Raw genomic sequence first — 26,787 nt, 5'->3', positions numbered from 1 at the left:
CGGGGTCTGTGGGGGTTAGCTTTTAGCCAGCGGGTTCACAATCAAGAGCGTGCGGTTGGTGGGCCGCAAGTATTCCTGCAGGGTGCGCTGCATGAGGGCAGGCGTCACCTTGCGAAACTCGGCCTCCAGTTGGTTGATGCGGCCGGGGTCGTTGTCGAACAGCGCAAACGAGGCCAGCATATCGGCCCGGCCGAAGTTATCGGAGCCCAAAAGCTGGTCGTAGAGGCCGGAGCGCAGCTTCACCACGGCCAGATCCAGCGTGGCCTGGTCGATGCCGCCTTGGCCCAGGCGGTTGATTTCCTGGTCGAGCACGCGCACCACCGAATCGGCACTCACCGATTGGTCGTAGATCAGGTCGCCCATCCAAAGCATAGGGCCGGAGTAGTTGAAGGCGTTGCCGAGGTAGTTGATGCCGCCGTTTACGTTGTCGGAGTAGCCGCGCTTCTGCACTAGCGCCTGGTAGAGGCGGCTGTCCTTGCCCTGCAGCAGAATCTGGTCGAGCAGGATGAGGGCGTAGTACTCCGGCGTGTTGCGGTCGGGCATGTGGTAGGCGAAGGCCAGGGCAGGCTTGGTGGCCAGCTTGTCGTCTTTGGTGAAGCGCTGCTCTTTGTCCTGGCGGGGCTCCGAAATGTCGGGCTTGGGCGGCTGGGGGGCGCTGGGAATGTTGGCGAAGTACTTCTGCACCCAGGCTTTAGCCTCGGCGGGCTCGAAGTCGCCGACTACGGCGAGGGCGGCGTTATTGGGGGCGTAGTAGGTCTTGAAGAACTGCTGGGCATCGGCCAGAGTGGCTGCGTCGAGGTCTTTCAGGTCGCCGTAGAAGTTGTGGGCGTTGTTCCAATTCTGGTTGGCCTTCTGGGGCATGTCCAGCCACGGGAAGCCGCCGTAGGGCGCGTTCAGCACGTTCACGCGCACCTCGTTTTTCACCACGCCCTGCTGGTTGGTGACGTTGGCCTGCGTGATGGCCAGTCCGCGCATCCGGTCGGCCTCGGCCCAGAGCATGGTTTCCAGCTTGTGGCTGGGCACCACCTCAAAGTAGTTGGTGAAGTCGAAGCGGGTGGAGCCGTTGAGCACGCCGCCGTTTTTCTGGATCAGCTGAATGAACTCCATCTTGCCCAGGTTCTGGGAGCCCTGAAACATCAGGTGCTCAAACAGGTGGGCGTAGCCGGTCCGGTCGCGGGGCTCGTTGCGGAAGCCCACGTTGTAGTAGGCCGCCACGGTGGCCGTGGGGGCGGTGTGGTCGGGCGAGAGCACCACTTTCAGGCCGTTGGGCAGCGTATAGTACTCTACCGGAATCTGGAAAGCGGCGGCCGGTGCAGGAGCGGCCGGAGTCTCGGCAACAGGGGTGGCGGGCGCCGTCACGACGGCCGTGGCCTTGGGGCTGCAGGCGTGTAGCCCCACCAGCCCCGCCAGCCCCAGCAGGTAGCGGCGGCCAGAGAATCGGTTCTTCATAAGGGAGGATAGGAAAGGGTGGCGAACAAGTAGAAAGTGCCGCCAACCTACACAATCCGCGGAAGAAAACCTGCGCATCTTCCCGGAAGAATCACCGCCCAAATGAAGTACAAACTTCTGTTTTAAAGCCAATTACTCCGAGCACCAAAAAGCCCCGACAGCATCAGCTGCTACCGGGGCCGTAATGTAGTGGGGCGTTGATGCGTTGAGTTGACGCGCTATTTACTTCTGTACTTTGAGCGTGGCGGGGCGGTTGGTGAATTCGAACATCTCGCCGTGGGGCATGATGGTAATCTGGCCAAACTCGCGGATGAGCATCTTGTAGCTCTCCCCCACCGGCCGGATTTTGCGGTCCAGGTCGTAGAGGCCGCAGGCGTTGACGGTGAGGCGCTTTTCGGCCAGGCTAATGTCCCAGTCCACCTGGTCGAGCAGGCTGTACCAGGTGAAGCCCACCACCGGCACGCCGTCGTGGCGGATGCGCTGCACGTTCACCCACTGCTTCCAGAGCCAGCATTCGGCGTCTTTGGGGTTGAAGGTGTTGGTTTCGGTGTGCATCACGGGCTTGCGGTACCGCTCGTAGTACTGGCGCGTCATGGTGTACCAGCCTAGCACGTCCTCGGCCTGACACATCTGGCCGTCGGGCTTGATAATCTTCTCGTTACGGCCGTAGTAGTCGTTGCCCATGATCTGGTAGCCGGGCGGCTCGCCGGCCATAAACCAGTCGAGCTCCTGGCGGGTCAGGCCGTTGTCGAGGCAGTAGAGCAGCACCTCCGAGTCGAGCGGGTGGGCGTACAGCAAATCCAGCGACAGAAACCGCAGCTTGTTGACCAGGCAGATTTCGGGCGTGGGCACGGCGCGCATCTCGTGGATGTACTCGGCCGACTCGCTTTGCACGATGATGCAGTCGGGCCGCACCTTGGCAATCTGCTGGGTGCCCATGATGCTGGCCGCCGTGATGTGCTTCATGGCCGTGATGAAGGCGCGGTCGTCTTTGAGCTGCTCGTTCCAGATACCGTCTTTGGCGGAGGCGCGGGCCGTCACGTAAATCTCGTTGACGGGCGTGTAGAAGCGCACCCAGGGGTAACGGCGCGCCACGGCCCCGCAGTACTCGGCAAAGTGCACCGGCAGTTCGGGGTTCTGGAAGTTGCCCACCCAGTCGGGCACACCGAAGTGCATCAGGTCCAGAATGGGCGTAATGCCCAGGCGCTTGATTTCGGCCATGGCCAGATCGGCAAACTCCCAGTCGAACTGGCCGGGGCCCTTGTGGATGAGGTAGTACGGCAGGTTGTAGCGCAGCACCTTCAGGCCCAGCTCCTTTACCAGCCCCAGGTCCTCCTTGTAGCGGTTGTAGTGGTCGGTTTCGGCCAGCAAATCGCGCCGGATGGTGCCGTTGGCAATGGTGGGGTACGAGCACTCGATGCCGGTGGCAAACATGAAGTTGCCCGCGTCGCCGGTGGGCAGCCCGGTGCCATCGTGGCCGCCGGCTCCGCCGAACTGGTCGCCCTCGTAGTGGCCGTCGCCGAATGCTTCTTTGATATGGGTGAGGAAAGACTTCATTGTTTGGTGCTTAGTGCCTAGTGCTTGGTGCTTAGGCATTTTCCCTGAATTGACTAGAACGGCCTAAGCACCAAGCACTAGGCACTAAGCACTACCGAAGGTTGGCCAGAAACTTGTCGGCGGTGCGCAGGCTGAGGGCCATGATGGTGAGGGCAGGGTTCACACTCAGGGCGCTGGGGAATACCGAGTTGTCGCAGATGTAGAGGTTGGGCACGTCGAAGGCCTTGCCGTCGGGGTTGACCACCGCATCGTCGCCGCTCAGGCCCATGCGTGCCGTCCCGATGACGTGGGCGTAGCGCTCAAAGGCCCAGATATCCTTGGCGCCGGCGGCTTCCCAGATCTGGCGCATCAGCTTTTCGGCGTGGCGGTTCATGCGCTGCTCGTTTTCCTGGGCCGTGAAGTGCAGGCGCGGCTTGGGCAGGCCGCGGGCATCCTTCTCGTCGCTGAGCTCCATGAAGTTGGCGGCATGGGGCAGGCAGTCGCCCAGAATGTTGATGCCGGCCGTGTGGTTGTAGGTGCGCATGTAGTCGCGCAGGGGCTGGCCCCAGAGCTTGCGCTGGCGCACCATCTGGGTGGCGAAGGTCACGGGCATCACCCCGATGCTTTGCAGCAGGTAGCCGCCGGCAAAGTCGGCGTCTTTGGGGCGGTGAGTGTCCTCGGAAATCAGGCCACCGGGAATGCCTTTGTAGGGCCGGATGTCGTCCTCGAACGTGCCCCAGACCTGCATGCCGGGGTGAGCCATGAAGTGCTTGCCGACCTGCCCGCTGTTGAGGGCCAGCTCGTTGAGCATCAGCAGACGCGGCGTTTCTACAGCGCCGGCGCACAAAAACAGGTGGCGGCAACGCTGGCGCACGGTGCGGCCGTGCTGCTCGTACACCACGGCCACCACGCGGCCGGAGGCGTCGCGCTCAATCTCCGTCACGTAGGCATCGGCCCGAATTTCAGCGCCGAAGCTTTCGGCCAGCGGCAGGAAAGTGACGTCCATGCTGGCCTTGGCGCCGCGGTTGCAGCCGGCCTGGCAGAAGCCCCGGTTGGTGCAGGCCTCGCGCCAGCCAATGCCCTCCTGGTAATAGCGCGCCGAGAGGGCCGCATTGGCCGCCGGCGAAGTCTGGATGCCCAGCTGGGCGCAGGCTTTCTGCATAAGCAAAGCCGCGCCGTTCAGGGGCAGCGGCGCCAGCGGGTAGCCCTTGCGGCGGCCGGCATCCCAGGGGTAAGGGGTGGGGCCAGAAACGCCCAGGAAGTGCTCAATTTCCTCGTAGTACGGCTCCAGTTCCTCGATGCCGAAGGGCCAGTCGACGCCCTGGCCGAAGTCGGTGTGCAGCTGCAGGTCGCCGCGATGGGCGCGGGGGGTGTAGGCGGTGTAGTGCAGCGTGGAGCCGCCCACGCCGGTACCGGAGTTGTTCTTGCCGAAGGCCACCGGGTTCTGGCCGGCCGAGAGGCGCTCATCGTTCCAGAACAGGAAGTTCTGCGCTTTTTCGTCGGTGGCGTAATCCTTGGTCGGGTCGCGGCGGGGGCCGGCTTCCAGGGCTACCACTTTCAGGCCGGCCATGGCCAGGCGGGCCAGCAAGGGCGCACCGCCCGCGCCGGTACCAATCACCACGCAGTCCACCTCGTCGGTGGGGTCGGGCAGCGGATTAGGGGCTTCCTCGCCGGTGGGCTCGGTGGCTGGAGTGGCGTTGTCGGCCAGAATGCTTTTCAGCAGCGGATCCTGAATTTCGGGCTGAACCGGGTTCAGCAAGCCTTCTTCGAGTACTTCTTCGTCGGGCATGGGGTGTTCAATTAGTAATTAATACTTAGTAATTATCAATTACTAATTGGCTCAGGCTCGCGGGGTTCGAGGGTGTTGGGGGTGACGTGGGGCCAGCCGGGCACGTCGGCCATACCCACGTAGCCGATTTCTTCTTGGGCCAGCGGGTGGGCGTAGTAGTTCTCGGTCAGCTCGGCCAGCATTTCCTCGAAAAGCCGGTCCTGGGGCACCTGCTGCCAGTTTTCGCCGGCAGCCTTACCGGCGGCCAGCTGCCCGATAACCACGTCCTGCTGCTCGGCGCTCAGGGCCATGAAGGGCTGCTGAAACTGCGCTTCGGCGGCCTGGTTGATGCCGCCCAGGCCGAGGCGGTAGGCTTCGCGGTCGGGGGGCATGGCATCGTAGCGCCAGCCGTCGGCGGTGCCGTCGGTGAGGCGCTTGTCCACGGCCGGGGCCAGCTCGATGGGCGTTTCGCGGTCGGGCTGGGGGAAGATGCGGGCGGCCACGGCGCGCAGCAACTGGTAAGTATCCGCGTCGAAAAACTGCGGAGTGTAGTCGGCCGGGGCGTTGAGGCGGGCTTCCAGGGCGGCGCGGGTGGCGGGCGTCACCAGCTCGGTCTGGAGCAGCGCCCGGACGGTGCCTTCGGGATAGTGGGGCATGAAGAAGTCGGAAGAGTGGAGGGGCAGCCTAGAAGTGCGGAGCGGCGGCTTATGTTTTCGGCGGATAGGCACGATGTAGAGACGCAATATTTTGCGTCTCGTCGTTACTGATGTTGTTTGAACCGTGCCTTGCCGCATCGTTCAACGACGAGACGCAATATTTTGCGTCTCTACACTCCTTACTGGTCGCTGCTCATTTTGCCGCCGGTGACGTGCACGAGGCTGCCGGTCATGAACGAGCCGTCCTGGGAGGCCAGCAGCACGTAGGCGGGGGCCAGTTCCTCAGGCTGACCGGGACGGGCCAGGGCCACTTCGTAGCCGAACTTCTCGATTTCCTCGCGGGGCATGGTGCCGGGGATGTTGGGCGTCCAGACCGGGCCGGGCACCACGCAGTTCACCCGGATACCCCGCTCGCCGAGGTGCGTGGCCAGGCTCTTGGTGAGGGCGTGAATGGCCGACTTGGTGCAGGCGTAATCAATCAGAATCGGGATGCCGGTGAGGCCCACGATGCTGCCGGTGTTGATGATGCAGTCGTCTTTTTTGAGGTGCGGCACGGCCGCCTGCGCCATCCAGATGTAGCCCAGGATGTTGGTGTCGAAGGTGCGGCGAATCTGTTCTTCCGGGATGTCCTCGAACTTCTCCTGGGCCATCTGGAAGGCGGCGTTGTTGACCAGGATGTTAAGGCCGCCCAGCTCGGCCAGCGTGCGGCGCACGGCCTGCTTGCACTGCTCCGGGTCGCGCACGTCGCTCTGGAGCAAGATGCAGCGGCGGCCCTGGGCCTCTACGAGGCGCTTGGTTTCCTCGGCGTCCACCACATTTTCGTTGAAGAGCACGGCCACGTGGGCGCCTTCCATGGCAAAGGCCACGGCCACGGCCCGCCCGATGCCGGAGTCGGAGCCGGTGATGAGGGCCACCTTATCCTGGAGCTTGCCGGCGGCGCGGTAGGTGCTGAAGTCCATGGCCGGCTGCAGCTTCATATCGGCCTGCTTGGCGGGGTAGGGCAGCGTCTGGGCGTGCTGCTTCATGTCTTTGGCCGTGGGCCGCTTCACCGGCTTAGGGGCGGTGGCGGCATCCTTGGCGGCCTGTTTGGCGGCGGGCGTAGCGGCGGTTTTGGCCGGATCCTTGGGCTTGGCGGGCGCTTTCTTCGGGTCGGGAACGGACGGGGTGGCGGGTTTCTTGGCGGCCATACGAAAGGAGCTGACGGAAGGAAATACTAAAGGAGCTTGTGCTTACGCGAAACCTACGGCCGCGTTGGCCGCAAGCCAAATTGATGTACATACCCGAGTCGAGGATATATATAATATAAGCCATAATAACTGGTAGCTTTAGCGGACGCATTCCGGCACGGGCACGTCCCGGCCGGTGTGCACCTGCTCTACTATCTACCAACACACCTATTACCGGGGCCGCTGCGGTTCAGTGGAGATGCATGCCGAAAAAAGTAGTTATTCTGGGAGGGGGCGTTGCGGGCATGAGTGCCGCGCACGAGTTGATTGAGCGCGGCTTTGCCGTGGAGATTTACGAGCGGCAGCCGCACTACGTGGGCGGCAAGGCCCGCAGCGTAGACGTGCCCGATAGTGCCACACCCGGCCACCAGCCGCTGCCCGGCGAGCATGGCTTCCGATTTTTTCCCGGCTTCTACCGCCACATCACCGACACCATGAAGCGCATCCCCTACGGCCAGAACCGGCAGGGCGTGTTCGACAACCTGGTGCCCACCCAGCGCGTGATGATGGCCCGCACCGGCAAGCCGCCCGTGGCGGCGCCCGTCAACTTCCCCAAAACCCGCGCCGACTGGCAGGCCCTGCTCGACGGCCTGCTGCACGCCGACACCGGCCTGACCGATTCCGACAAAAAGCTGTTTGCCGACCGGGTGTGGCAGCTGCTCACCAGCTCCTACGAGCGCCGCCAGCAGAGCTACGAGCGGGTGGCGTGGTGGCAGTACATGAGCACCGACCAGCAGTGTGGCACCCGCCAGCCCTGTCCCTACGAGCTGTACTGCGTGGGCGGCCTCACCCACTCGCTGGTGGCGGCCCAGCCCCAGCTGATGAGCACCAAAACCGGCGGCGACATTCTGCTGCAGCTGCTGCTGCTGATGGCCAACCCCGGTGCCCACACCGACCGGGTGCTGAATGGCCCCACCAACGACGTGTGGCTGAACCCGTGGCTGCAGTACCTGAAAAGCAAGGGCATGGTGTACCATCACAACCAGCTCACCACGGCCCTGCACTGCGACCCCGCCACGCGCCTGATCAGCGGGGCCACGGTGCTGGACCTGGAGACGCACCAGACCCGCACCGTGCAGGCCGACTACTACCTGGCGGCCGTGCCGCTGGAGCGCATGGCCAAGCTCATCAGCCCCGATATGGTGAAGCTGGACCCCACGCTGGGCTTTGTGGAGCACCTGAGCAATCCGCACCTGCACACGCTGAACTGGATGAACGGCGTGCAGTTCTACCTGCGCGAAGACGTGCAGCTCACCAAAGGCCACGTTATCTGCATTGATTCGCCGTGGGCCATTACCGTCATTTCGCAGCCGCAGTTCTGGCCCGATTTTCCGATGAGCAGCTACGGCGACGGGCAGGCCAAAGGGCTGCTGTCGGTGGACGTGTCGAACTGGTTTGCCAAGGGCGTGCTCGACTGGCCCCTCGACGACGGCACCACCGGCCCCAAGCAGGCCTGCGACTGTACCTTGGATGAGATAGTGAAGGAAGTATGGGCCCAGCTGGAGCAGAGCCTGAACACGCCCGGCCTGCCGCCCCTGCTCGGCCCCGACCTGCTCCTGCGCGCCTACGTGGATGCCGACATCCGGCCGGAGCAACTGAGCGCGCCGGCGCAGGCCCTGGACGTGCCCACCCGCTCGGGCCACAACGACGAGCCGCTGCTGGTGAACACGGCCAACTCCTGGAGCCTTCGCCCGGAAGCCAGCACTGGCATCGCCAACCTGTTTCTGGCTGCCGACTACGTGCGCACCAACACCGACCTGGCCACCATGGAAGGCGCCAACGAGGCCGCCCGCCGTGCCGTGAACGGCATCATTGCCGCTAGCGGGGCCAAGGTGCCTACCTGCCGCATCTGGGATTTGCACGAGCCCGGGGTGCTGGCCGTGCTCCGCTGGCTGGACCGCCGCCGCTTCGCCCAGGGCCTGCCCTGGACCAACGAAGTGCCCTGGCTGGGCAAACTGCTGCACCGCCTCAACTACCTGTTCCACCAGTTTCGCCGCTTCAAATGAGCCCCACCTCTACTCTCCCCGCCCCTGCCCCGTCCCGCGCCACGCAGTACCGCCTGCCCGTGATGCTGGGTTTGATGGCGCTGGGCATCCTGGCCCTCATCCACGACAGTATTACGGGCCTGGGCTGGACCACGGCAGCCCGCTGGGGCTACTCGCTCACGGCCGCCTACGCCCTCTACGCCCTCTGGGCCCGCGACGTGGTGGTGGGGCGGCTGCTGGGCTTTGCTTTGGCGGCCGGCCTGGCCGAGCTGCCCGCCGATGCCTACCTGGTGCAGGTTACCAACACGCTGGTGTACCCGCAGCCGGAGCCCATGCTGTGGGCGTCGCCGGTGTATATGCCGTTCAGCTGGGCCGTGGTGCTCACCCAGATTGGGTTTGTGGCCTGGCTGCTGCTGCCGCGGCTGGGGCCGTGGCGCACCGGCCTGCTGCTGGTACCCATCAGCGGGATCCTGATTCCGCTGTATGAGAAATGGGCCATCAGCGCGGGTTGGTGGCAGTACCAGGGCGCGCCCAGCTGGCACGGGGTGCCCTACTATATCTTCCTGGCCGAGGCGCTGCTGATGCTGCCGGTGCCGTGGCTGCTGCTGCGCGCCGTGGGCCGGGGCGGCCGCTGGCTCCTGCTGGCCGGCCTGGCCGAGGGCGTAGTGATGCTGCTGGCCTGCCTGATAGCCTTCACGCTGCTGGGGTAGACCCGGCGCACGGCCCACGGGCTTTCTGTATCTTCCCCGCCTCCTGTTTCTCCTGTTTCTATACGTGCGAGCCGCCGGCCGCCTCTTCATGGATCGAATTACCTCCTACTTTATGCCGGCGGGCTTCGTCGGCACCCCGGACCAAACGCGGCAGGCGCGCATCATCACCAACACGGTGTTGCTGACCAGCCTGTTCTCGTTCAACTTTCTGCTGCTGTGCTGGTGGGCCGGGTTCTGGCCGGGCATGTACCTGATGATCTTCAACGTGGTGGCCTTTCTGGTGCTGCCGTTCGGGTTTCGGCAGGGGCTGTTTTCCTACGTCACGTTCGGCTACATCTACCTGGTGGCGGGCTACCTGGGCGTGTTTCTGAACAGCGTGTACCAGGGCGGCTACTTTGCGGCCACCACCAGCTGGCTGGTGCTGTGCCCGGTGTCGGCCACGTTTCTGCTGGGCCGGCGGGCAGGCATCATCTTCTTCGTGGTGTCGTTGCTGAGCGTGGTGGGGCTCTGGGAGCTGGAGCGGCGCGGCATCCATCTGCCCAGCACGGTGCCGCCCGAGCACCGCCTGTTCTGGAGCCTCGACATCCTGGGCGGGCTGATGCTGATTCTGTTGGTGGTGTCGCTGGTGTTCGACCAGATAAACCAGAACACCCTGCGCCAGCTCACCGAAAACAACGACCTGCTCTCGCTGCGCACCAGCCAGCTGGAACAGTCGCTGAGCGAGCTGCGCGCCACCCAGGCCATGCTGGTGCACAGCGAGAAGATGGCCAGCCTCGGGGAGTTGACAGCCGGCATTGCCCACGAGATTCAGAACCCAATGAACTTCGTCAACAACTTCTCGGAGGTGAGCTGCGAGTTGCTGCAGGAGCTGCCGCCGACCATGTTTACGGCCCTGCCCGCCGCGCAGCAGGCGCTGGTGCAGGGCACGCTCGAAACGCTGGGCCGCAACCTAGCCCGCATCACGCGCCACGGCCAGCGCGTGGATGGCATTGTGCGCAGCATGCTGCAGCACGCCCACACCGGCCCCCGCGAGCGGCAGCTCACCGACCTCAACCAACTGACCACCGAGTACCTCAACCTGGCCTACTCCAGCCTGCGCGCCAAAGACCCGGCTTTCCATGCCGCCCTGCACACCAACCTGGCCCCCGACCTGGGTTTGGCCAACGTGGTGGCGCCCGACATTGGCCGGGTGCTGCTGAACCTGTTCAACAACGGCCTCTATGCCCTGCAAGAACAGCGGCGCAAGCAGCCCGCTGGCTACCTGCCCGCCCTCACGGTGAGCACCCACCGGGTGGGCGCGGAGGTGGAAATCAGGGTGAGCGACAATGGCTGCGGCATGCCCGAGGAAGTGCGCCAGAAGGTGTTCCAGCCCTTTTTCACCACCAAGCCAGCCGGTACCGGTACCGGCCTCGGCCTCTCCCTCTCCCACGACATCGTAGTGAAAGGCCACGGCGGACGTTTTCTCGTAGATTCTCAGCCCGGCCAAGGCACCGAATTCCAACTGTGGCTGCCGGTTTAGGGAATAGGGCTTGGGGCTTAGGAAATAGCCCGTTCTATTAAGCTCAGTTTTGCCCACACTAAGCCCTAACAACTAAGCCTCAAGCCCTAACAACTAAGCACTAAGTACCAAGCACTAAGTACAAGCACTAAGACATGGCTACGAAAATCCTGGTTGTCGATGATGAAGAAGACGTGGCCGATTTGCTGGGCCAGCGTTTTCGCCATAAGATTAAGGACGGCACTTATGACTTCCGCTTCGCCGAAAGCGGGCAGCAGGCCTTGACTTTGATGCAGAACGAGCCCGACTTCGACGTGCTGCTGCTCGACATCAACATGCCTGACATCAACGGCCTGACCCTGCTTAGCCGCCTGCCCGAGCTGATGCCCCTGAGCCGGGCCGTCATCGTGTCGGCCTACGGCGACATGGACAACATTCGGACTGCCATGAACCGCGGGGCGTTTGACTTCGTGTGCAAGCCCATCAACTTCCTGGACCTGGATGCCACCATCGAGAAAACCGCCCAGCACGTGCAGCAGCTGCGCGAGGCGGCCCAGGTGAAGATGATGGCCGAACTCAAAACCCACTTCTTCGACAACATCACCCACGAGTTCCGCACGCCGCTCACCTTGATTCTGGCCCCGGTGGCGGGCCTGCTGCAGCTCCCCGACCTGCCCGAAAGCCTGCGCCCCGACCTGCTGACCGTGGAGCGCAACGCCCGCCAGCTGCTCTACCTCATCAACCAGCTGCTGGAGCTGGCCCGCCTGGAGGCCGGGCAGCTGCAGGTGGCCCCGCAGCCCGGCCCCCTCAGCGACTACCTGCAGGAGCTGGTGTCCGGCTTTCAGGCCCTGGCCCGGCAGCGCGGCATCACGCTCACCTTCGACGCCCAGCTGCCCGGCACCTGGCTGTACGACGCCGAAAAGGTGGCCCACATTGCCTACAACCTGCTGGCCAACGCCCTCAAGTTTATGCCCCCGCTTGCGGGGGAGCCCGCGCCCGATGCCCGCCGCCAGGTGACGGTGCACCTCAGCGGCAGCCCCGCGCTGGTGCGCCTGGCCGTGGCCGACACCGGCGTGGGCATTTCGGCCGCCAACCTGCCGCGCATCTTCGACCGGTTTTATCAGGCTGCCCCCGGTGCCACGCAGCTGCCGGTCGGCTCGGGCATTGGGCTGGCGCTGGTGCGCGAACTGACCACGCTCATGGGCGGGCAGGTGAGCGTGCAGAGCAGTACTACGCCGCCCACGGGCACCACCTTTGTGGTGGAGCTGCCGCTGCAGCCGGCCCTGCCCAGCGAGCCAGCCACCCTGGGCACCGCCTCGCCCGACTGGCTGCCGGTGCCCATCCCCGTGCCGCCGGCCCCCGACCTGCCCTCCGGCCACGCCCCCGATTCGCCGCTGATTATGCTGATTGAGGACAACGAGGAGCTGCGCACCTACCTGGCCCGCCAGCTGGCCCCCATGTACCGGGTGCTGGCCGCCGCCAACGGCGCCGAGGGCTGGCAGCTGATTCAGCAGGAGCTGCCCGACGTGGTGGTGTCGGACGTGATGATGCCTGAGCTGGACGGCTACGAGCTGACCTACCGCATCAAGAACACGCCCGCCACCGACCACGTGGCCGTGGTGCTGCTTACGGCCCAGGGCACGCACAGCCAGCGCCTCACCGGCCTGCGCCAGGGCGCCGATGAATACCTGACAAAGCCGTTTCATCTGGAAGAGCTGGTGCTGCGGCTGCACAACATTCTGGTGCGGCAGCAGCGCCTGCGCACGCTCTACGGCCAGCAGCTGAGCCGGCCCGAACTCTCGCAGCCCACCGAAACTGTGCAGAACGGCTGGCTCCGCAGCCTGTATGAAGTGCTGGAAAAGCACCTCGACGACCCGGAGCTGAACGTGGAGCGCCTGGCCGACCAGCTGGCCATGAGCCGCAAAACGCTGCTGCGCAAGGTGCAGGCCCTCACCCAGCTGCCCCCCAGCGAGCTTATCCAGCAGTACCGCCTTCGCAGAGCCGCCGACCTGCTCCGCGCCGGCCACTCCGTGGCCGATACGGCATATGCCGTAGGCTTCAACACCCCGGCCTACTTCGGGCAGTGCTTCAAAGACCTCTACCAGCTCACGCCCAGCGAATTCAGCGCCGCACCCACGCCCCAACCCTGACACCGGCCGGGCACCTGAGGCCGTTGCGCCGGCCCTGTTGAAGCATCTCCTTAAAAAAGCAGCCCCGTGGCTACTCCTTACCGGAGCGGCCGCGGGGCTGCTTTTTGGGACGTCCCCGGATTGAGCGTTTTTGTCTCAAATGTGAGCGTAGGCCCCTGGGCAAACAATCATCTTTGTCTTGTTCTCTGCCGCGCCTTTCCTGTCCATCTCAGTTGCACATCATGATGACTTCTGAACACCACTTTCTCTCCTCTTATCACATGTCCTGGCAAACCACTCCGCGCCGGGTCCGTCGTACGCCCGCCCGCCCGGTTGCTCCGCTGCCCATCGCCACCGATAGTGGCGCTACGCCCCAGCCCCTCCTGCCAGTCATCAACTTCGATAAGCCAACTTTCCCCGACTCGCCCCGCATCGTAGGCCCGGGGTATTGAGTTGACTGCCACCCCACCACTACCAATACCTTATCGAATACCGCTGCTCTTTCTGTGCTCTGAAAACGAACTGTACGATACTATTCCCCACTAGCTAACCCAATCATAGCGGCTGACTTCCCCCCGGCTTTGGCCTGTGTTGGCCGCTATGGTTGTTATTTATGCTCTTATCAGTTGCAGCCGACTGCGCCGGAAATATCTCCGTTGCAGTCGGCTGTTATGCGTCTGACTATCAAAGTCCAAAGAACTGGCGCAACGACATACATTTTCTCTATCTTCCTGCCTCTTGTAATCCACACCTTTTTTATATGAAAAAACCTATACTTCTTCTTTTGGCGCTAGGCGCAAGCTCAGCGGCTATGGCCCAGCTCACGGGCATCCGCACCATTGACCCGGGCGGCAGCGGCACCAGCAACTACACCACCTTTGGGGCGGCCGTGGCGGCCCTGAACGCGCAGGGGGTAGGCGCAGGTGGCGTTACGTTTCAGGTGAAAAGCGGGGCCTCGTTTGCGGAGCTGCTTCCGGCTATTACGGTAAGCGGTACGGCCGCCAACCCCATCGTCTTCCGCAAAGACGGCACGGCCGCCAACCCGCGCCTGGAAGGTACCGGCACCGGCACCACCGACGCCGCCGTGACCCTCGACGGTGCCGACTACGTGACGTTCGACGGCATCGACGTGAACGACGTAGCCACCAACACCACCAGCGCCCAACAGTTGGAGTATGGTTTCTGGCTGAAAAACGGGGCTACCAACAACCGGGTGCTGAACGCCACCGTGGACCTGAACCGTGCCAACACCACCCGAACCTTCGGCATCAACGTTTCGGACGGCAACAACAACCAGAACCGCTTCCTGTCCAACACGGTGCAGGACTGCTACTACGGCTACAACCTGGATGCCGGCAGCACCAACTACGACGACGGCAACGAAATCGGGCAAGTGGCCGGGGGGGCGCCCAGCCGCGTGCTTACCATTGGGGCCGCTACGGGCGGTGCCACAGGCACAGTCTACGGCATTTATCTGCGCAGCCAGACCACGGGCCGTGTCAGCAACACGGAAGTGGCCACGCTGAGCGGGGCCAGCGCCGTGTACGGCATCTACTCCACCGGCACCAACAACACCGTGGACGTGCTCGACAACCGGGTGCACGGTCTCATCGGTACAGGCACCACTTCGGCAGCCCAAGCCATCTACGTCAACAGCGGGGCCACCCACAACATCGGGCGCAACCGCACCTACGATATTCTGGCCAGCGGCACGTCGGGCTTTGCTTCGGGCATGGACATCACGGGTGGCACCACCAACAACGTCTTCAACAACTTTGTGTACGACGTGAAGGCTCCGGCCAGCACGGCGGGCACGTCGGTGCGGGCCCTGAGTTTCCGGGGCGGCACCAACAACTACTGCTTCCACAACACGGTGGTGCTCACCTATGCCGCTACGGCCGCCGCCAACAAGAGTGGGGCCTTCTACATTTCGGGTACGCCGCCGGTGGACCTGCGCAACAACATCTTCGTGAACCTGGTGACCGGACTGCCAGCCGGCGGCGGCGGCGTGGCGGCAGCTTTCTTCAAGAGCACTGCGGCCCTCACCAGCCTCACGCCTACCTCGGGCAACAACCTGTTTTATGCCGGTACGCCTTCGGCCGAAAAGCCGATTTTCTACGGCGTAGCCACTACTCCGGCCGTCGACCAAACCCTGGCGCAGTATAAGCTGCGGGCTGCTCCGGCCGAGCAGGGTTCGGTTACGGAAAACGTGCCGTTTGTGAATCCGCTGACTGACCCGCACATCCAGCCGGGCGCGGCTACGCAGGTGGAAGGCGGCGGCGGTACTCTGGTGGCTTCGGCCCTGCCCGTGCCTACCGACATCGACGGCGAAGCGCGCACCGTAGCCCGGCCTGACCTGGGAGCCGACGAAGGGACGTTTACGGCCGTGGATATCAGCGGCCCTACCATCAGCTACCAGTTGCTGGGCAACAGTGCTGCCACCGGCAACCGCGCCTTGAGCGCCCTTATTACCGACGCATCAGGGGTTGACTTCACGGCCGGCACCGGCCCGCGGCTTTACTATAAGAAGAAGGCCGACGCCAACGTCTTTACAGCTTCCAACGACGCCAGCGGCAACGGCTGGAAATGGGTAAATCCGGGAGCTTCGCCCACCAACGCTGTCATCTTCACGCTGGATGTCAGCAAGCTGCGCAGCGCCCCAACCATTGGCGACACCATCCAGTATTTCGTAGCGGCCCAGGATCTGAACCCGACCCCGAACGTGGCCGCCAACCCGGCCGCCGGCTTTGCGGCTACCTCCGTGGCCAGCATCAGCAGCGCCCCCAGCCAGCCCAATTTCTACCGGGTGCTGGGCTTGCTGAGCGGGGTGAAAACGGTAGGCGCCGCCGCCACCGCTGATTATCCTACGCTGACAGCCGCCGTGGCCGCCGTCAACAGCAACGAGCTGGGCGGGGCCCTGACGCTGCGCCTGCTCGACGCCACTTACCCCAACGAAACCTACCCCATTACGCTCAATGCCAACCCCGGCACCAGCGGCGTCAATACCATTACCATCAATTCGGCGCTGGCCGACCAGGGCGGCTCGGCGTTTACGGCGCCGGCCAGCATTACTACCCCACTGCTCATCGTGGATGCCAGCCAGGTAACCATCACCGGGGAAGGCACCGGCAGCAGCAACAGCCGTGGCCTGTCGTTTACGAATACGGGCACGGCTGCCAGCAGCGGCGGCATCTTCGTATCCGGCAACAACGTGTTGCTGAGCCACCTGAACCTCAAGGCTGCCAGCTCTACCACTGCCTACGGGGTGGCGTTCAGCGGTACGGCCAGCAGCCGCATCCGCCGCTCGGCCATCAGCCGGACTGCTACGGCCATTCAGGCCCAGGCCAACTGCACCATCTTTCTCGCCACTAATAACCTCATCGGTTCCACGGTAGCGGCCGATAAGGTAGGCGCCAGCGGCATCGTGGTGCTGGCCACTACGGAGTTCGAGCTGTCCAACAACACCATCATCGGCATCACGCGCGCCAACACGGGCTCGACGGCTGGTATCGTGGTGGGCACTACCAGTGCCAACGGCCTGATTTCAGCCAATACCATTGCCGACGTCAGCCAAACCGGCACTGCCACCCTCGATACCTACGGGGCCTACGGCATCCGCCTGTCGGCTACGGGCACCGCTGCCAATATTCTGGTGGTGAACAACCTGATTTCGGGTATTGTGAGCAACGGCGACAATGGGTTTACTTTCACGCCCCACGGCATCTATGCTTCATCGGGCGGGGGCTACCGCCTGTATTACAACAACATCTGGCTGACCGGCAACCTGCCGGCCGGCACCACGCCCGTAACGGCGGCAGTGGCTTTGAACACCAGCGTAACGGGGGTAGAACTGCTCAACAACATCCTCGCCAACGAGCAAACTACCACCGCCACGGCCGGCAAAACCTACGCTGTGTACTCGGCTCCGGCAGCGTCGCCCTTCACCACCATCAACAACAACGCTTACTCGGTGGCCGGGCCCAACAGCACGCTGGCCTACGTAAATGGCGCTGCCCGCCCAACCTTGGCTGCCTTGCGCACCGCCACCACCCAGGACCAGGCCAGTGTGGCGGCCCGGCTGTATTTTGGCACCCCGGCTGCTCCAGGTTTGATTACGCCCATATCCAACCGCAGCTGCCTGCTCAATGGTGCGGCCCGCCCGCTGCCCGTAGTGCCGATTGACTTCTTGGCTGCCACGCGCAGCGCCACTACGCCCGATATCGGAGCGTTTGAGTTTACGCCCGCTGCCCTGCCGGCCCCCACCGCCGCCAACGTTACCGTAGACCTGGGCCAGACGGTACCTGCCCTCACGGCCACGGCCAGCACCGGTCCTGATGGCACCCGCGTATGGTACGGCAACGCAGCCCTCACGCAACGCCTGTTCGCCGGCGACTCCTATACCACCGGCCGCACGGCCGTGGGGGTATACACTTATTATGTAGTTGATTCAGTGAATGCCTGCGTGAGCAGTGCCAGCACAGTTACGCTCACCATCCGGCAGCCGCAGGCTACTGTGGCAGCCCTGCGCGGCCTGAGCCTAAGCCTGTTCCCTAACCCGGCCCTCAGCTCGCAGCCCCTGACGCTGGCCGTAGAAGGCCCGGCCCGGGTGCTCGAAACCACGCTACTTGATGCCCTGGGCCGTCCGGTATGGCAGCAGCAAGTGCGGCACGCCGCCGGTTCCAGCCGCACCGAACTACCAGTGCGGGGGTTGGCGCCCGGCATCTACCTGCTGCGCCTCAGCACCGACGGCCAAACGACCAGCCGCCGTGTGGTGCTAGAGTAACGCCCTGGTTTATTTGCCCCTCAAAAAGGCCATTGCTGCATGCAGCAATGGCCTTTTTATGAGGTATTCTTAGCCGAAAATCAGTCAATGACTTGAGAGGCCGTAGTGAACTAACAGGCCACTACTTCGGGCACTCTTCACGGGTAAGCTGCTCATTGAGGCAGATAGCAGCCTGCGCCCCCTGCGCAGCGGCCAGGATTGCCTGCTGCGTACCCGGGGTAGTGTCGCCGGCAGCATAGATGCCGGGCTGCGAAGTCTGGTTGTTTTTGTCGACCCATACGGCGCCTTTGCTGGTTAGCCGGCAGCCGGTCTGCTCGGCCAGGTTAGTGCGCTGGTGCTGGTGGGCGTGCAGAAATACGGCACGCCGGGCCAGCAGCTGCCCGGTTTCGAAGACAAGCTCCAGGCCACTATCCGCACTGGCCTGCAGCCGCGTAATCGGCTCTTCCCGCACCTGGATTCCCTGTAGCCGTAGCCGGCGACGGGCGTTGGCGGTCAGGTTGCCCGGGCCATCGGTGCACACCACCACGTCGCGGCTCCAGCGGCTTACCAGCAGGGCCAGCCCGGTTACTGTTTTGCCTTGCCCGTACACGGCCAGCGGCTGGTCGCGCACTTCCCAGCCGTGGCAATACGGGCAGTGCAACACGCCCGAGCCCCAGAACTCGCGCATGCCTTCCAGCGGCGGCAGCTCGTCCTCGACGCCGGTAGCCAGCAGAATTTTGCGGGTCGTGAAAGTGCGGCTACGGCCGGTTTCGCCTTCAGCAGTCAATTCAAACTGCTTGCCATGGCGCACGATGGCCGTTACACGCGTAGTCCGCACCTCTACCGTGGTATAGCGTTCGAGCTCGTGCAGGCCCAGTTCCAGGAGTTGCGCGGGCTTGGTGCCGTCGCGGGTGAGGAAGCCCTGCACGGCCGGCGAAGGCGCATTGCGCGGGGCCCCACCATCACAGACCAACACGCGGCGCAGGCAGCGCCCCAGCACCAGCGCGGCACTCAGCCCCGCACTACCTGCTCCTATAATCACCACGTCGAAATCTGGTACCGGCCCGGTAGCCGGGCGGTGGCGGCGGGGCCGGGCAGCAGGGGCCTTACTAGCGGAAGCAGCAGCAGTGGAAAGGGCTGGCATGAGCAGAAATTCAAAGCGTGAGATTCTTACATACCGCATTTCAGGTATATGGTTGGCGGGTGGCCTCTCTGCCGGGCTACCCGCTATGCCAGTGCCTGAGTATCTGCCGAAAAAATTCCGGATCGGATAAGTTGGCGGGGCAACTACTGCTCACCTTACGAAAGCACATAGCCGCCACCTCCTGACTGAGTGCGTTACTCACAAACCAACCGCCACGCAAAAGCCCCGCCCCTGCAGCGCAGGAACGGGGCTTTGCAACTATGGTATCGGCCGGCCGCAGCCGGAACACCGGCTACTTCTTCACGAAGCGGGTGGTGTACACCTGCGCCTGGCCAATTACCTGCACCAGGTAGCTACCCTGCGGCAGTGAGGCTACCTCCAGCGCCTGTTCCAGGCCCCCGCTGCCTGCCACGGTCTGCACCACGCGGCCAGCCATGTCGGTCAGGGTCACCTTGTAGCTGCCGGCGGGCAGCGTCGTCAGGTCGAGCCGTACCTGCTGCTGGTCAGAAGCTGGGTTGGGGTACACCTGGACGGCAGTCGGCTGCTCGTTTTTGAAGAACACCGTTTTCACTTCCGTCAGGACCGAAGTACCGTCCTGGTCTACCTGCTCCAGGCGGTAGTACACCGTCCCGTTCTGCTGCCGGCCCACTCCTTTGTCGAGGTAGGAGTAAGTGGTGGCAGACGACTTGGTGCCTTGGGCCTGCACCCGCTCTACTTCGCTGAACGAGGCCCCGCCATTGAGGCTGCGTAGCACCACGAAGTGGCTGCTGTTGGTTTCCTGCGCCGTTTTCCAGTTCAGCCGGGCGTCAGTGCCCACAGCCTGCACGTCGAAGCTAACCAGCACAACCGGCAGCGGCGCGGCCCCGATGGTGAACGTCACAGGCTGGGTGTTGGTGCCGCCGAAGGCATCCACCGTCGTTACCTGCACCGTGTAGGTGCCAGCGCGCAGCAGCAGGCGGTTCTGCACCGAAATCAGGCCTGATACCGGATCAAGTTGCAGGCCCAGCGTGGCGAGCTGGTTGGTGCCGTCAGTGTTCGTGGTGGCGCTGGTCAGGCCGTTGGCCGTCACGGCGCCGGCCGAGCTGTAGCGGCCGCCGTTCACGTCGAACACCGTGGCAATGGGGTCGTTGTTCTGGTACGGGTTGGCCGAGCCGCCTTTCACCGGCGAGTTGGTGTAGAGCGAGTTCGTATCCTGTCCCACCGGAATGGTGTAGATGGCCTCCTGCGACACCGCGCCGGCATTGTCGGTGGTAGTGTAGGTGAAGAAGGCATTGCCCACGAAGCCCGGAGCCGCATCAAACGTGAGCTTGTCGGCATCGGCAGCCGGAATCGACGTGCCGGGCGTTACCACCGCGTTGTTGTAGCGCAGCACGCCCTGGCTGGCCGGCGGCACGCTGCTGATGGTGAACAAGGCCAGCGTGCCGTCGGCATCGCGGCCCGAGAGCGGCGAGATGGGCAGCGGACCGGCCGTTTCGCCGAATGGCGCCTTCAGCGCATTCACCACTGCGTTGGCCGTGGGCGGCTGGTTGGCCGGTGCAGTAGCCTGCGTGGACTGGTCAGGTGCCGTATTCCCCCCCTGGTTGGTGGCGGTAGAAACGGTGCCCACCACATCGAAGGCCGCGGCCGGCGCCGTGAAGCTGATGGTATTGCTCAGCTGGTTGGCTGTGCCCGGCTGCAGCGCTGTGATGGTCGGGAAGGTCACGAGGCCCGTGGCAGCCACGTAGTTGCCGCCGCCCGATACTACCACATTGGTGAGGTTGGCGGGCAGCTGCACCTGCTGCACCGTGTTGGCCGCCGGCGAGATGCCGTCGTTGCGCGTCACCACGCCGTAGGTAACCGTAGCGCCGGGGCTGGCCGTGGCCGGGCCCGTGACTACCGTCGTTACGTCGGCCCGCTCATTCACATTCACCGTCACTGTCGCCGTATTGTCAGCCGTAGTGGTTTCGCTCTGGTCGGAACCTACCATAGCCACCGCACGGAAAGGGTCGGAAGCAGGCGTATTAGCCCGGATGGTGTAAGCAGGGGTAGAGGCCCCGGCGGCCAGCGAGGCAATAACCGGAAACGTGACCACACCCGTCGCTTCATCGTAGCTGCCGCCATCCGACACCACTACCCCGGTCAGGCCTGCCGGCAGGTATACCACCTGCTGCACTTTGGTTGCCGTAGTAGCGCTGCCAGCACTGTTTGTCGAGGATACCGTGAACGTAACGGCAGCGCCAGCCGCACGCCCAGGATTGCTGGACGTGATAGTCGTGGTCAGGTTCAGGGCCGGCGTGGTAGCCGGCGCGAGGGTGGTGCTGGTCGTGGCCGAGTTATTGGTCAGCACGTCCTCGTTGTTGGCCGCAGTGTTGGCCGTCGCCACCAGCGTAGAGGTAGCCGGGGCTACAAAGCTGATGGTGTTGGTTACGGAGCCAACCGGCTGCGAAGGCACGGCCGTGAACGTCACTAGGCCGGTAGCGGGGTCATAGTTACCGCCGCCGGTGGCCGAGACGCCGGTCAGGCCTTTGGGCAGCTGCACGGAGGTCACCGTGTTCAGGGCCGCCGAGGCACCGTTGTTGGTCGTCGTCACGGCATACGTTACCAGGTTGCCGGCTACTGCAGTAGCAGGGCCCGCAATGCTGACGGACACATCAGTCCGTCCGGCCACGGTGGTCGTTACGGCGGCGCGGTTGTTGGCCACCGCCGTTTCGGCAGTGGTAGTCGATACGGCCGCCACGTTGTTGAGCGTGCCGCTCACCGGTGCCGCGTACGAAATGGTGTTGCTCACCGAGTTGCCGGGCTGCTGCACCGTAATGGCCGGGAAGCTCACCACGCCCGTAACGTCGTTGTAGCTGCCGCCACCCGACACCGTCACGCCGGTCAGGCCGGCCGGAATCTGCACGGTCTGCACTACGTTGGCAGCGGGCGTGTTGCCGGCATTAGCCGTCAGCACGGTGTAGGTCAGCAGTTGGCCGGCCGTAGCGGAAGCAGGGCCGCTGAGGGTGGTCAGCACGTCGGCCAATGGGTTCACACGCACATCGGCGGTGGCCACGTTGTTGGCCGGCATGGGGTCGGGCGTAGCCCCACCCACGTTGGCCACGGCTGCCAGCACCCCGGTAGCCGGGGCATTATTCACCGTAATGGTGTAGCTCGTGCTGGCACCACTGGCCTGCGAGTTGATCTGCGGGAATGTCACCACGCCCGTGGCGTTATCATAGTTGCCGCCACCCGACACCGACACGTTGGTCAGGCCAGCGGGCAGCGAGATGCGCTGCACCACGTTCAGGGACGGATCAGGACCGTCGTTGCCCTGCGTGACCGTGAAGGTTACGGCGCCGCCGGGGGCCACCGTGGCCACGTTCGAGGTGATGGTGGTGAACAGGTTAGCACGGGTAGCCGGGGCCGCCGTGACGGTGGTAGCCGGTGCCGAGGCCGTGTTGTTGGCTGTGTTAGTGTCGCCGCTGGTTGGCGTAACAGATGCCGTAGCCGTGAAGCCGGTAGCCGGCGCCAGGAAGCTGATGGTGTTGTTGAGGCTAGTGCCGCTGCTCATGGCCGGCACAGCCGGGAACGTCACCACGCCGGTAGCACTGTTATACGTGCCGCCGTTGCTCACAAACACTCCAAGCAGGCCCGTAGGCAGCTGAGCGGTCTGCACCACGTTGGCGGCCGCCGAAGGTCCGTTGTTCTGGGTCACCACGCTGAACGTGGCCAGGGTGCCGGCCACCGTGGTGGCAGGACCGCTGATGCGGGTCAGCAGGTCGAAGGCTGGCGATACCGTGACAGGCGCCGCCGAGGAGTTGTTGGCCGTCTGGCCCTGCTCGTTGTCGGTGGTGGTGGTGCTGCCAGTTGCCACTACCGTAACCATGGCGGCCGGGGCCGTCAACTGAATACGTAAATTTTGGGAAGCATTGGCCGCCAGCGCCGCTACATTGTCGAAGGTCACCACGCCGGTCATGTTGTTGTAGGTGCCGCCATCAGGCAGCACCACACCCACCAGGCCGGCGGGCAGTTGCACCTGGCGCGTTACGTTGCGGGCCGTCGTCGGGCCGTTGTTGCGGAACACAGCCGTGAACTCCACCGGTGCACCAGCCACAACTGACGCGTTGGTGGCCGTTACGACCACGGCCACATCGGCCAGGTTGCGGACGTCAAGCGCCAGCGTTGCTTGGTCGGGAGCCGTGTTGGCGCCCTGGCTGGTGGTGGTGCCGGTGCTGCTGGCCACACTCACGCTGCCGGGCGTAGCCGGGGCCGTGAAGCTGAACTGGAAGGTATTGACAGTGCCGGCCGCAATGGCCGCCGCCGTCCCGAAGTCAATCACCCGGGTGGTAGCGTTGTAGGTGGCCCCGCGCGGAATCACCACGTCGGTGACGCCCTCCGGCAAGGTTACGGTCTGGGGCACGGCGCTGGCAGAGCTCGGGCCGTTGTTGCTGAAGCTGGCCGTGTAGGTGCCGGCAGGCTGGCCGGCCACCACGCTGGTCGGGCCACTCACCAAAGTCGTGACATCGGCCACGGGCGTCACGGTAATTGTACCGCTGGCCGAGTTGTTGGCCGTGTTGCCGCTCTCATTTACGTCACCGCTGATCAGCGAGGAGGCAGTAACCACACCCCCGGCTGGGGCCGTGAATGTAATAGTTGAGTTGACGTTGGCCCCATTGGCAAGGGAGGCCGTAACAGGATACGTTACAAGACCAGTTACAGCGCTATACGTACCACCATTAGTAGCCACCACATTGGTCAGGCCGGTTGGCAACTGCACCTGACGGACTATGTCAATAGCAGTTTGCGGCCCGGCGTTGGTAAATGTGATGTTGAACTGCCCCGTAGTTCCAGCATTTACGGGCGAAGCCACAGCCGTTACCGTTGTTTGCAGATCTGCCAGTGGCTGGTTGCAGTACGATATTGACTGAATACCAATGGCCTGTAGGCGATTGTTGTTGGCCGTAAAAGCGCGGGTGTTGCTGTACGTGAGCACAAGGCGCTGCACCGGCGTTGTGAAGCTAATGGTAGCGGCGTCATCCAAGCGGGTATTCACCGCATTGTTGTTACCCGTCAGCGAGTTGTTGCCGGAAAAGGAGTTGGTGGTACCCGCTGTGAAATTGGCCGCCGTGAGGGTGGCGGCGGTCAGGCTGGTACTGGTCGGAAAGCCATCCAAGCGTAGCACATCAATGAAGTCACTCCCAGCTACACCCTGCGTTGAGGCGTCAATGTCATCAATTACCAGGGTCAGGTTATTTACCGGCTGCGCGAATGTCAGTGTGACAGTCGACTGGTTCGTAGCTGGCAAATTGGTGTAGTTCTGAATCCAGCTGAGTGCCTTGCCACTGAGCAAAGGAGTCGTGCCGTTAACCACAAAATTCTCTACGTCAAAAAAGTTATCCTGCCCGACAGGTGCAGTGCTGGTAAAATTGCTGTACGTGGCTGTCGTAGACCCAAAGGTTTCCGTAGAGGTTTTGCGGCTGCCGGTTGGAGTTGCCGCGAGCGTATAGTTGAGCAGGTTATTGGAATTACAATCGTTCACTGTCAGCGCACGGGTGGCGGAGTTGTTGGCCGTAGCGCCGTTCTCGTTGCCGGGCGTACTGGTATTTGACACCACAGAATAGCCGCCGGCAGTGGCCGGTACAGTGAAGCCAAACGTGAACGAGTTGCTGCTGCCACTCGCCAGCGTGGCGGCCGGGCCAAAGTCAATCACCCGGGTAGTGGAGTTGTACGTGGCGCCGGCCGGCCCTGTCACGTTGGTAGCGCCAGCTGGCAGCGTAACGGTGCGCGTCACCTGCTGGGCTTCGTCGGGGCCGTTGTTGCCGAATTCCACGGTGTAGCTCACCGTATTGCCTACGTTGGCCGCTACCGGACCGGCCGTGAAGCGGGTGTACACATCAACCACCGAGCACCACGACATGGAATTGATGCCGATAAGCTGGCCGCCAGGATTGGTAATCGGCTCTACGTTGCGGTAGGTGAGGCGCACGCGCACAAGTGGCTGCGGGAAGGTCAGCACCACGTTGCTTCTGGGCCCGAAGTTGTTGGCGTTGCCCTGGCCGGTAATCTGGTTGGGCGAGGAAAACGCGTTGGAGCCGTTAGGCGCCAGCGCGGCGTCGGCAGCCGACAGCGAAATAAGCTGCCCGGTGGCCGTGAAACCATCAATCTGCAGCTGGTCGGTCCAGACATCACCCACCCGGTCGATATCCGATATAGCCATGGAGAAATTCTCCAGAGGCCGGCTGAAGGCGAAGTCCACCGACGAGGTATTGTTGGCCGACAATGAATAGTCGGCCGTCCAGGCGAGCGTCTTGCCCGGCAACGACCCGTTGTCCTCAATACGGAAGGTGGTTTCGTTGGACGGGGCCGTGTAGTTGCTGGCCGTGATGGTTACGCCTTCCACCACGATGGACTGGGCAGTCTGGAAGTTGCGGGTATCGGCCAGGTCGGCAAAGTTAAGCGTGCTGGCCTGGCCGCAGATGGCCTTGGCTACCGGAATCCCGTAGCTGGTCGATACGAAGTTGGTACCGGCCGCATCGCGGGCGTTGTAGTCGAACACGGCCGTGCCGAAATAGCCGGGGGCCGGGTCAAAGGTCAGCCGGCTGCCTTCAGTTGGCGTCAGAACTTGGTTTACCGTAATAGGCGCCCCGTCAAGCGCTAGCACACCTTCCGCGGCTGTTGGGATGGTGGTAATGCGGTAGGAAGAGGCTGCCAGGCCATCGGGGTCGAAGCTCAGCGGCTCAGTGAGCGGGGTAGCCGGGGCACCGGCCGGCACAATCTGCGAAACGTGCGGCAGCGCAACGGCAATCTGCGTGAAGTTGAGCGTAACAGTACTTGTGTTCGATATCTCATTGGCATCGTTGATCAGCTGAAACTGAAAGTTGGTGCTGAATGTCCGGTTAACACGCGGGCGGATGTAGATTTGGTCGTAACTACTCAGAAGTTGTATAACAGGAACAGTAGTCAGATTTATGGTTACACCAGTAGTCGAGTTTCTCAGCCCGAACTCCGTTTGGGCTGCATCGGGCAGGGAGGTAACCCGGATGGCAGTGATTGTGCCTGTACCACCATTGGTTACGCGAGCTAGCGGGTTGAAAAGCCGCAGTATATCGATGTCGGCCTGCCTCGTGAATGAGCCATTGTTTAGCGTAGGTGCCGTCTGAGGCCGGGAGGCAGTCTGGGGCTGCACGATTGTACCCATCATTAGTTCGCTGGCCAGATCCTGCTCAGTTAACTCGCCTGAAACCGACCGGAAAGATGGCGGCAGCAGGTCGCTGATGGAGGATACCAGGGCCGGGGGCGGCGGCGTGGGCAGCACCTGCTGGGCCCAGGCCTGCGGCAGCATCAGGAGGCAGGCCAGCAGCATCCTGAACAAAGGAGGTAGGAGTGTTTTCATAAATTATGCAAAATGTGGTACCACGTAAATGCCGCTATCGGCTCCCAACGAAAAGGTGATTAGGTCTGCTGATATCGATAAAACTAGGATCCATGTTCTTCACAAAGTCCCTTTTTTCGACCAATCACTACCTACACACGGCGGACATACGAACAGCCAGCAAATCCGGATTTAGAGTCTATCTATTAGATACATACCATCCCATTATGAAACTTAATAAGCATTTATTCTCACAACAGGAAGACAGTATGATTAACATTATTATTAGAATATAACAAAAACAATCTCCCTGCTAACTAATGTTCGCAATATTTGAAAGTAGCGGCTAGCGCATATATATATTTTACACATAAAACTCTACAAAGTTATATTTGCAATAACTCCTACCTGAGCAGTTGGTAGCAATGCTGCTACACACCAGATGAAGTGGCACAGCTTTCAACCACAAAATCATGGTACGGAAGGAGCCTTTCACATACCGTGCATCCGCCTAGCACTAGGCTTTCTTCCACTGCCACAGTGGCTAGACTGCACCGATGTTATACATACCTGCAGACGGCTGCATTGGCTATA

Annotated in this window: 13 protein-coding genes; 6 read left to right on the top strand and 7 right to left on the bottom strand. The window is 63.0% G+C overall.

Annotated elements, in window-relative coordinates:
- Positions 1–15: 15 nt before the first annotated feature.
- The 5 genes from N008_RS09160 to N008_RS09140 all read right to left on the bottom strand — a co-directional run bounded on the left by N008_RS09160 (position 16) and on the right by N008_RS09140 (position 6,434).
- On the bottom strand, positions 16–1,449 hold the full coding sequence (locus N008_RS09160) for a M16 family metallopeptidase (protein WP_071884507.1): 1,434 nt from the start codon (positions 1,447–1,449) through the stop codon (positions 16–18).
- 222 nt (positions 1,450–1,671) lie between these two features.
- Positions 1,672–3,006 (bottom strand): family 1 glycosylhydrolase, encoded by a 1,335-nt coding sequence (locus N008_RS09155; RefSeq protein WP_044015462.1) that lies wholly within the window; start codon positions 3,004–3,006, stop codon positions 1,672–1,674.
- A gap of 91 nt (positions 3,007–3,097) precedes the next feature.
- Positions 3,098–4,774 (bottom strand): GMC family oxidoreductase, encoded by a 1,677-nt coding sequence (locus N008_RS09150; RefSeq protein ID WP_081910700.1) that lies wholly within the window; start codon positions 4,772–4,774, stop codon positions 3,098–3,100.
- A gap of 35 nt (positions 4,775–4,809) precedes the next feature.
- The gene (locus N008_RS09145) at positions 4,810–5,409 is read right to left on the bottom strand and encodes a gluconate 2-dehydrogenase subunit 3 family protein (RefSeq protein ID WP_044015460.1); all 600 of its coding nucleotides are present in this window, start codon (positions 5,407–5,409) and stop codon (positions 4,810–4,812) included.
- A 179-nt stretch (positions 5,410–5,588) separates the two neighbouring features.
- Positions 5,589–6,434, bottom strand: coding sequence for an SDR family oxidoreductase (locus tag N008_RS09140; RefSeq protein WP_052381856.1), 846 nt, complete (start codon positions 6,432–6,434; stop codon positions 5,589–5,591).
- Between the two features lie 404 nt (positions 6,435–6,838).
- Between N008_RS09140 and N008_RS09135 the strand changes: the two genes are divergently transcribed.
- The 6 genes from N008_RS09135 (at position 6,839) to N008_RS09115 (ending at position 17,740) form a co-directional block, all read left to right on the top strand.
- Complete coding sequence (locus tag N008_RS09135; protein WP_044015458.1) at positions 6,839–8,641, top strand: FAD-dependent oxidoreductase; 1,803 nt, start codon at positions 6,839–6,841, stop codon at positions 8,639–8,641.
- Positions 8,638–9,330, top strand: coding sequence for a DUF6989 domain-containing protein (locus tag N008_RS09130; protein WP_044015456.1), 693 nt, complete (start codon positions 8,638–8,640; stop codon positions 9,328–9,330). The genes N008_RS09135 and N008_RS09130 overlap by 4 nt, the downstream gene beginning before the upstream one ends.
- Positions 9,331–9,418: 88 nt before the next feature.
- Complete coding sequence (locus tag N008_RS21520; RefSeq protein WP_081910698.1) at positions 9,419–10,849, top strand: sensor histidine kinase; 1,431 nt, start codon at positions 9,419–9,421, stop codon at positions 10,847–10,849.
- Positions 10,850–10,983: 134 nt separating this feature from the next.
- Complete coding sequence (locus N008_RS09120; RefSeq protein ID WP_044015454.1) at positions 10,984–12,978, top strand: response regulator; 1,995 nt, start codon at positions 10,984–10,986, stop codon at positions 12,976–12,978.
- A gap of 260 nt (positions 12,979–13,238) precedes the next feature.
- The gene (locus tag N008_RS23090) at positions 13,239–13,409 is read left to right on the top strand and encodes a hypothetical protein (protein WP_156109151.1); all 171 of its coding nucleotides are present in this window, start codon (positions 13,239–13,241) and stop codon (positions 13,407–13,409) included.
- A gap of 359 nt (positions 13,410–13,768) precedes the next feature.
- On the top strand, positions 13,769–17,740 hold the full coding sequence (locus tag N008_RS09115; protein WP_044015452.1) for a T9SS type A sorting domain-containing protein: 3,972 nt from the start codon (positions 13,769–13,771) through the stop codon (positions 17,738–17,740).
- Positions 17,741–17,861: 121 nt separating this feature from the next.
- Here the strand turns inward: N008_RS09115 and N008_RS09110 are convergent, their stop codons facing one another.
- Both N008_RS09110 and N008_RS09105 read right to left on the bottom strand, forming a co-directional pair.
- Positions 17,862–18,863 carry an NAD(P)/FAD-dependent oxidoreductase gene (locus N008_RS09110; protein WP_197062977.1) on the bottom strand — a complete coding sequence of 334 codons (1,002 nt, stop codon included), beginning with the start codon at positions 18,861–18,863 and terminating at the stop codon, positions 17,862–17,864.
- 292 nt (positions 18,864–19,155) lie between these two features.
- A complete protein-coding gene (locus tag N008_RS09105; protein WP_081910696.1) occupies positions 19,156–26,214 on the bottom strand; it encodes a T9SS type A sorting domain-containing protein in 7,059 nt (2,352 codons plus the stop codon).
- Between the last annotated feature and the right edge of the window lie 573 nt (positions 26,215–26,787).

Source organism: Hymenobacter sp. APR13 (assembly GCF_000737515.1).
In the GTDB taxonomy this organism is placed as follows: domain Bacteria; phylum Bacteroidota; class Bacteroidia; order Cytophagales; family Hymenobacteraceae; genus Hymenobacter.
Note: the sequence above shows the minus strand (reverse complement) of the source record. Positions and strands in the feature narration are given on the sequence as shown.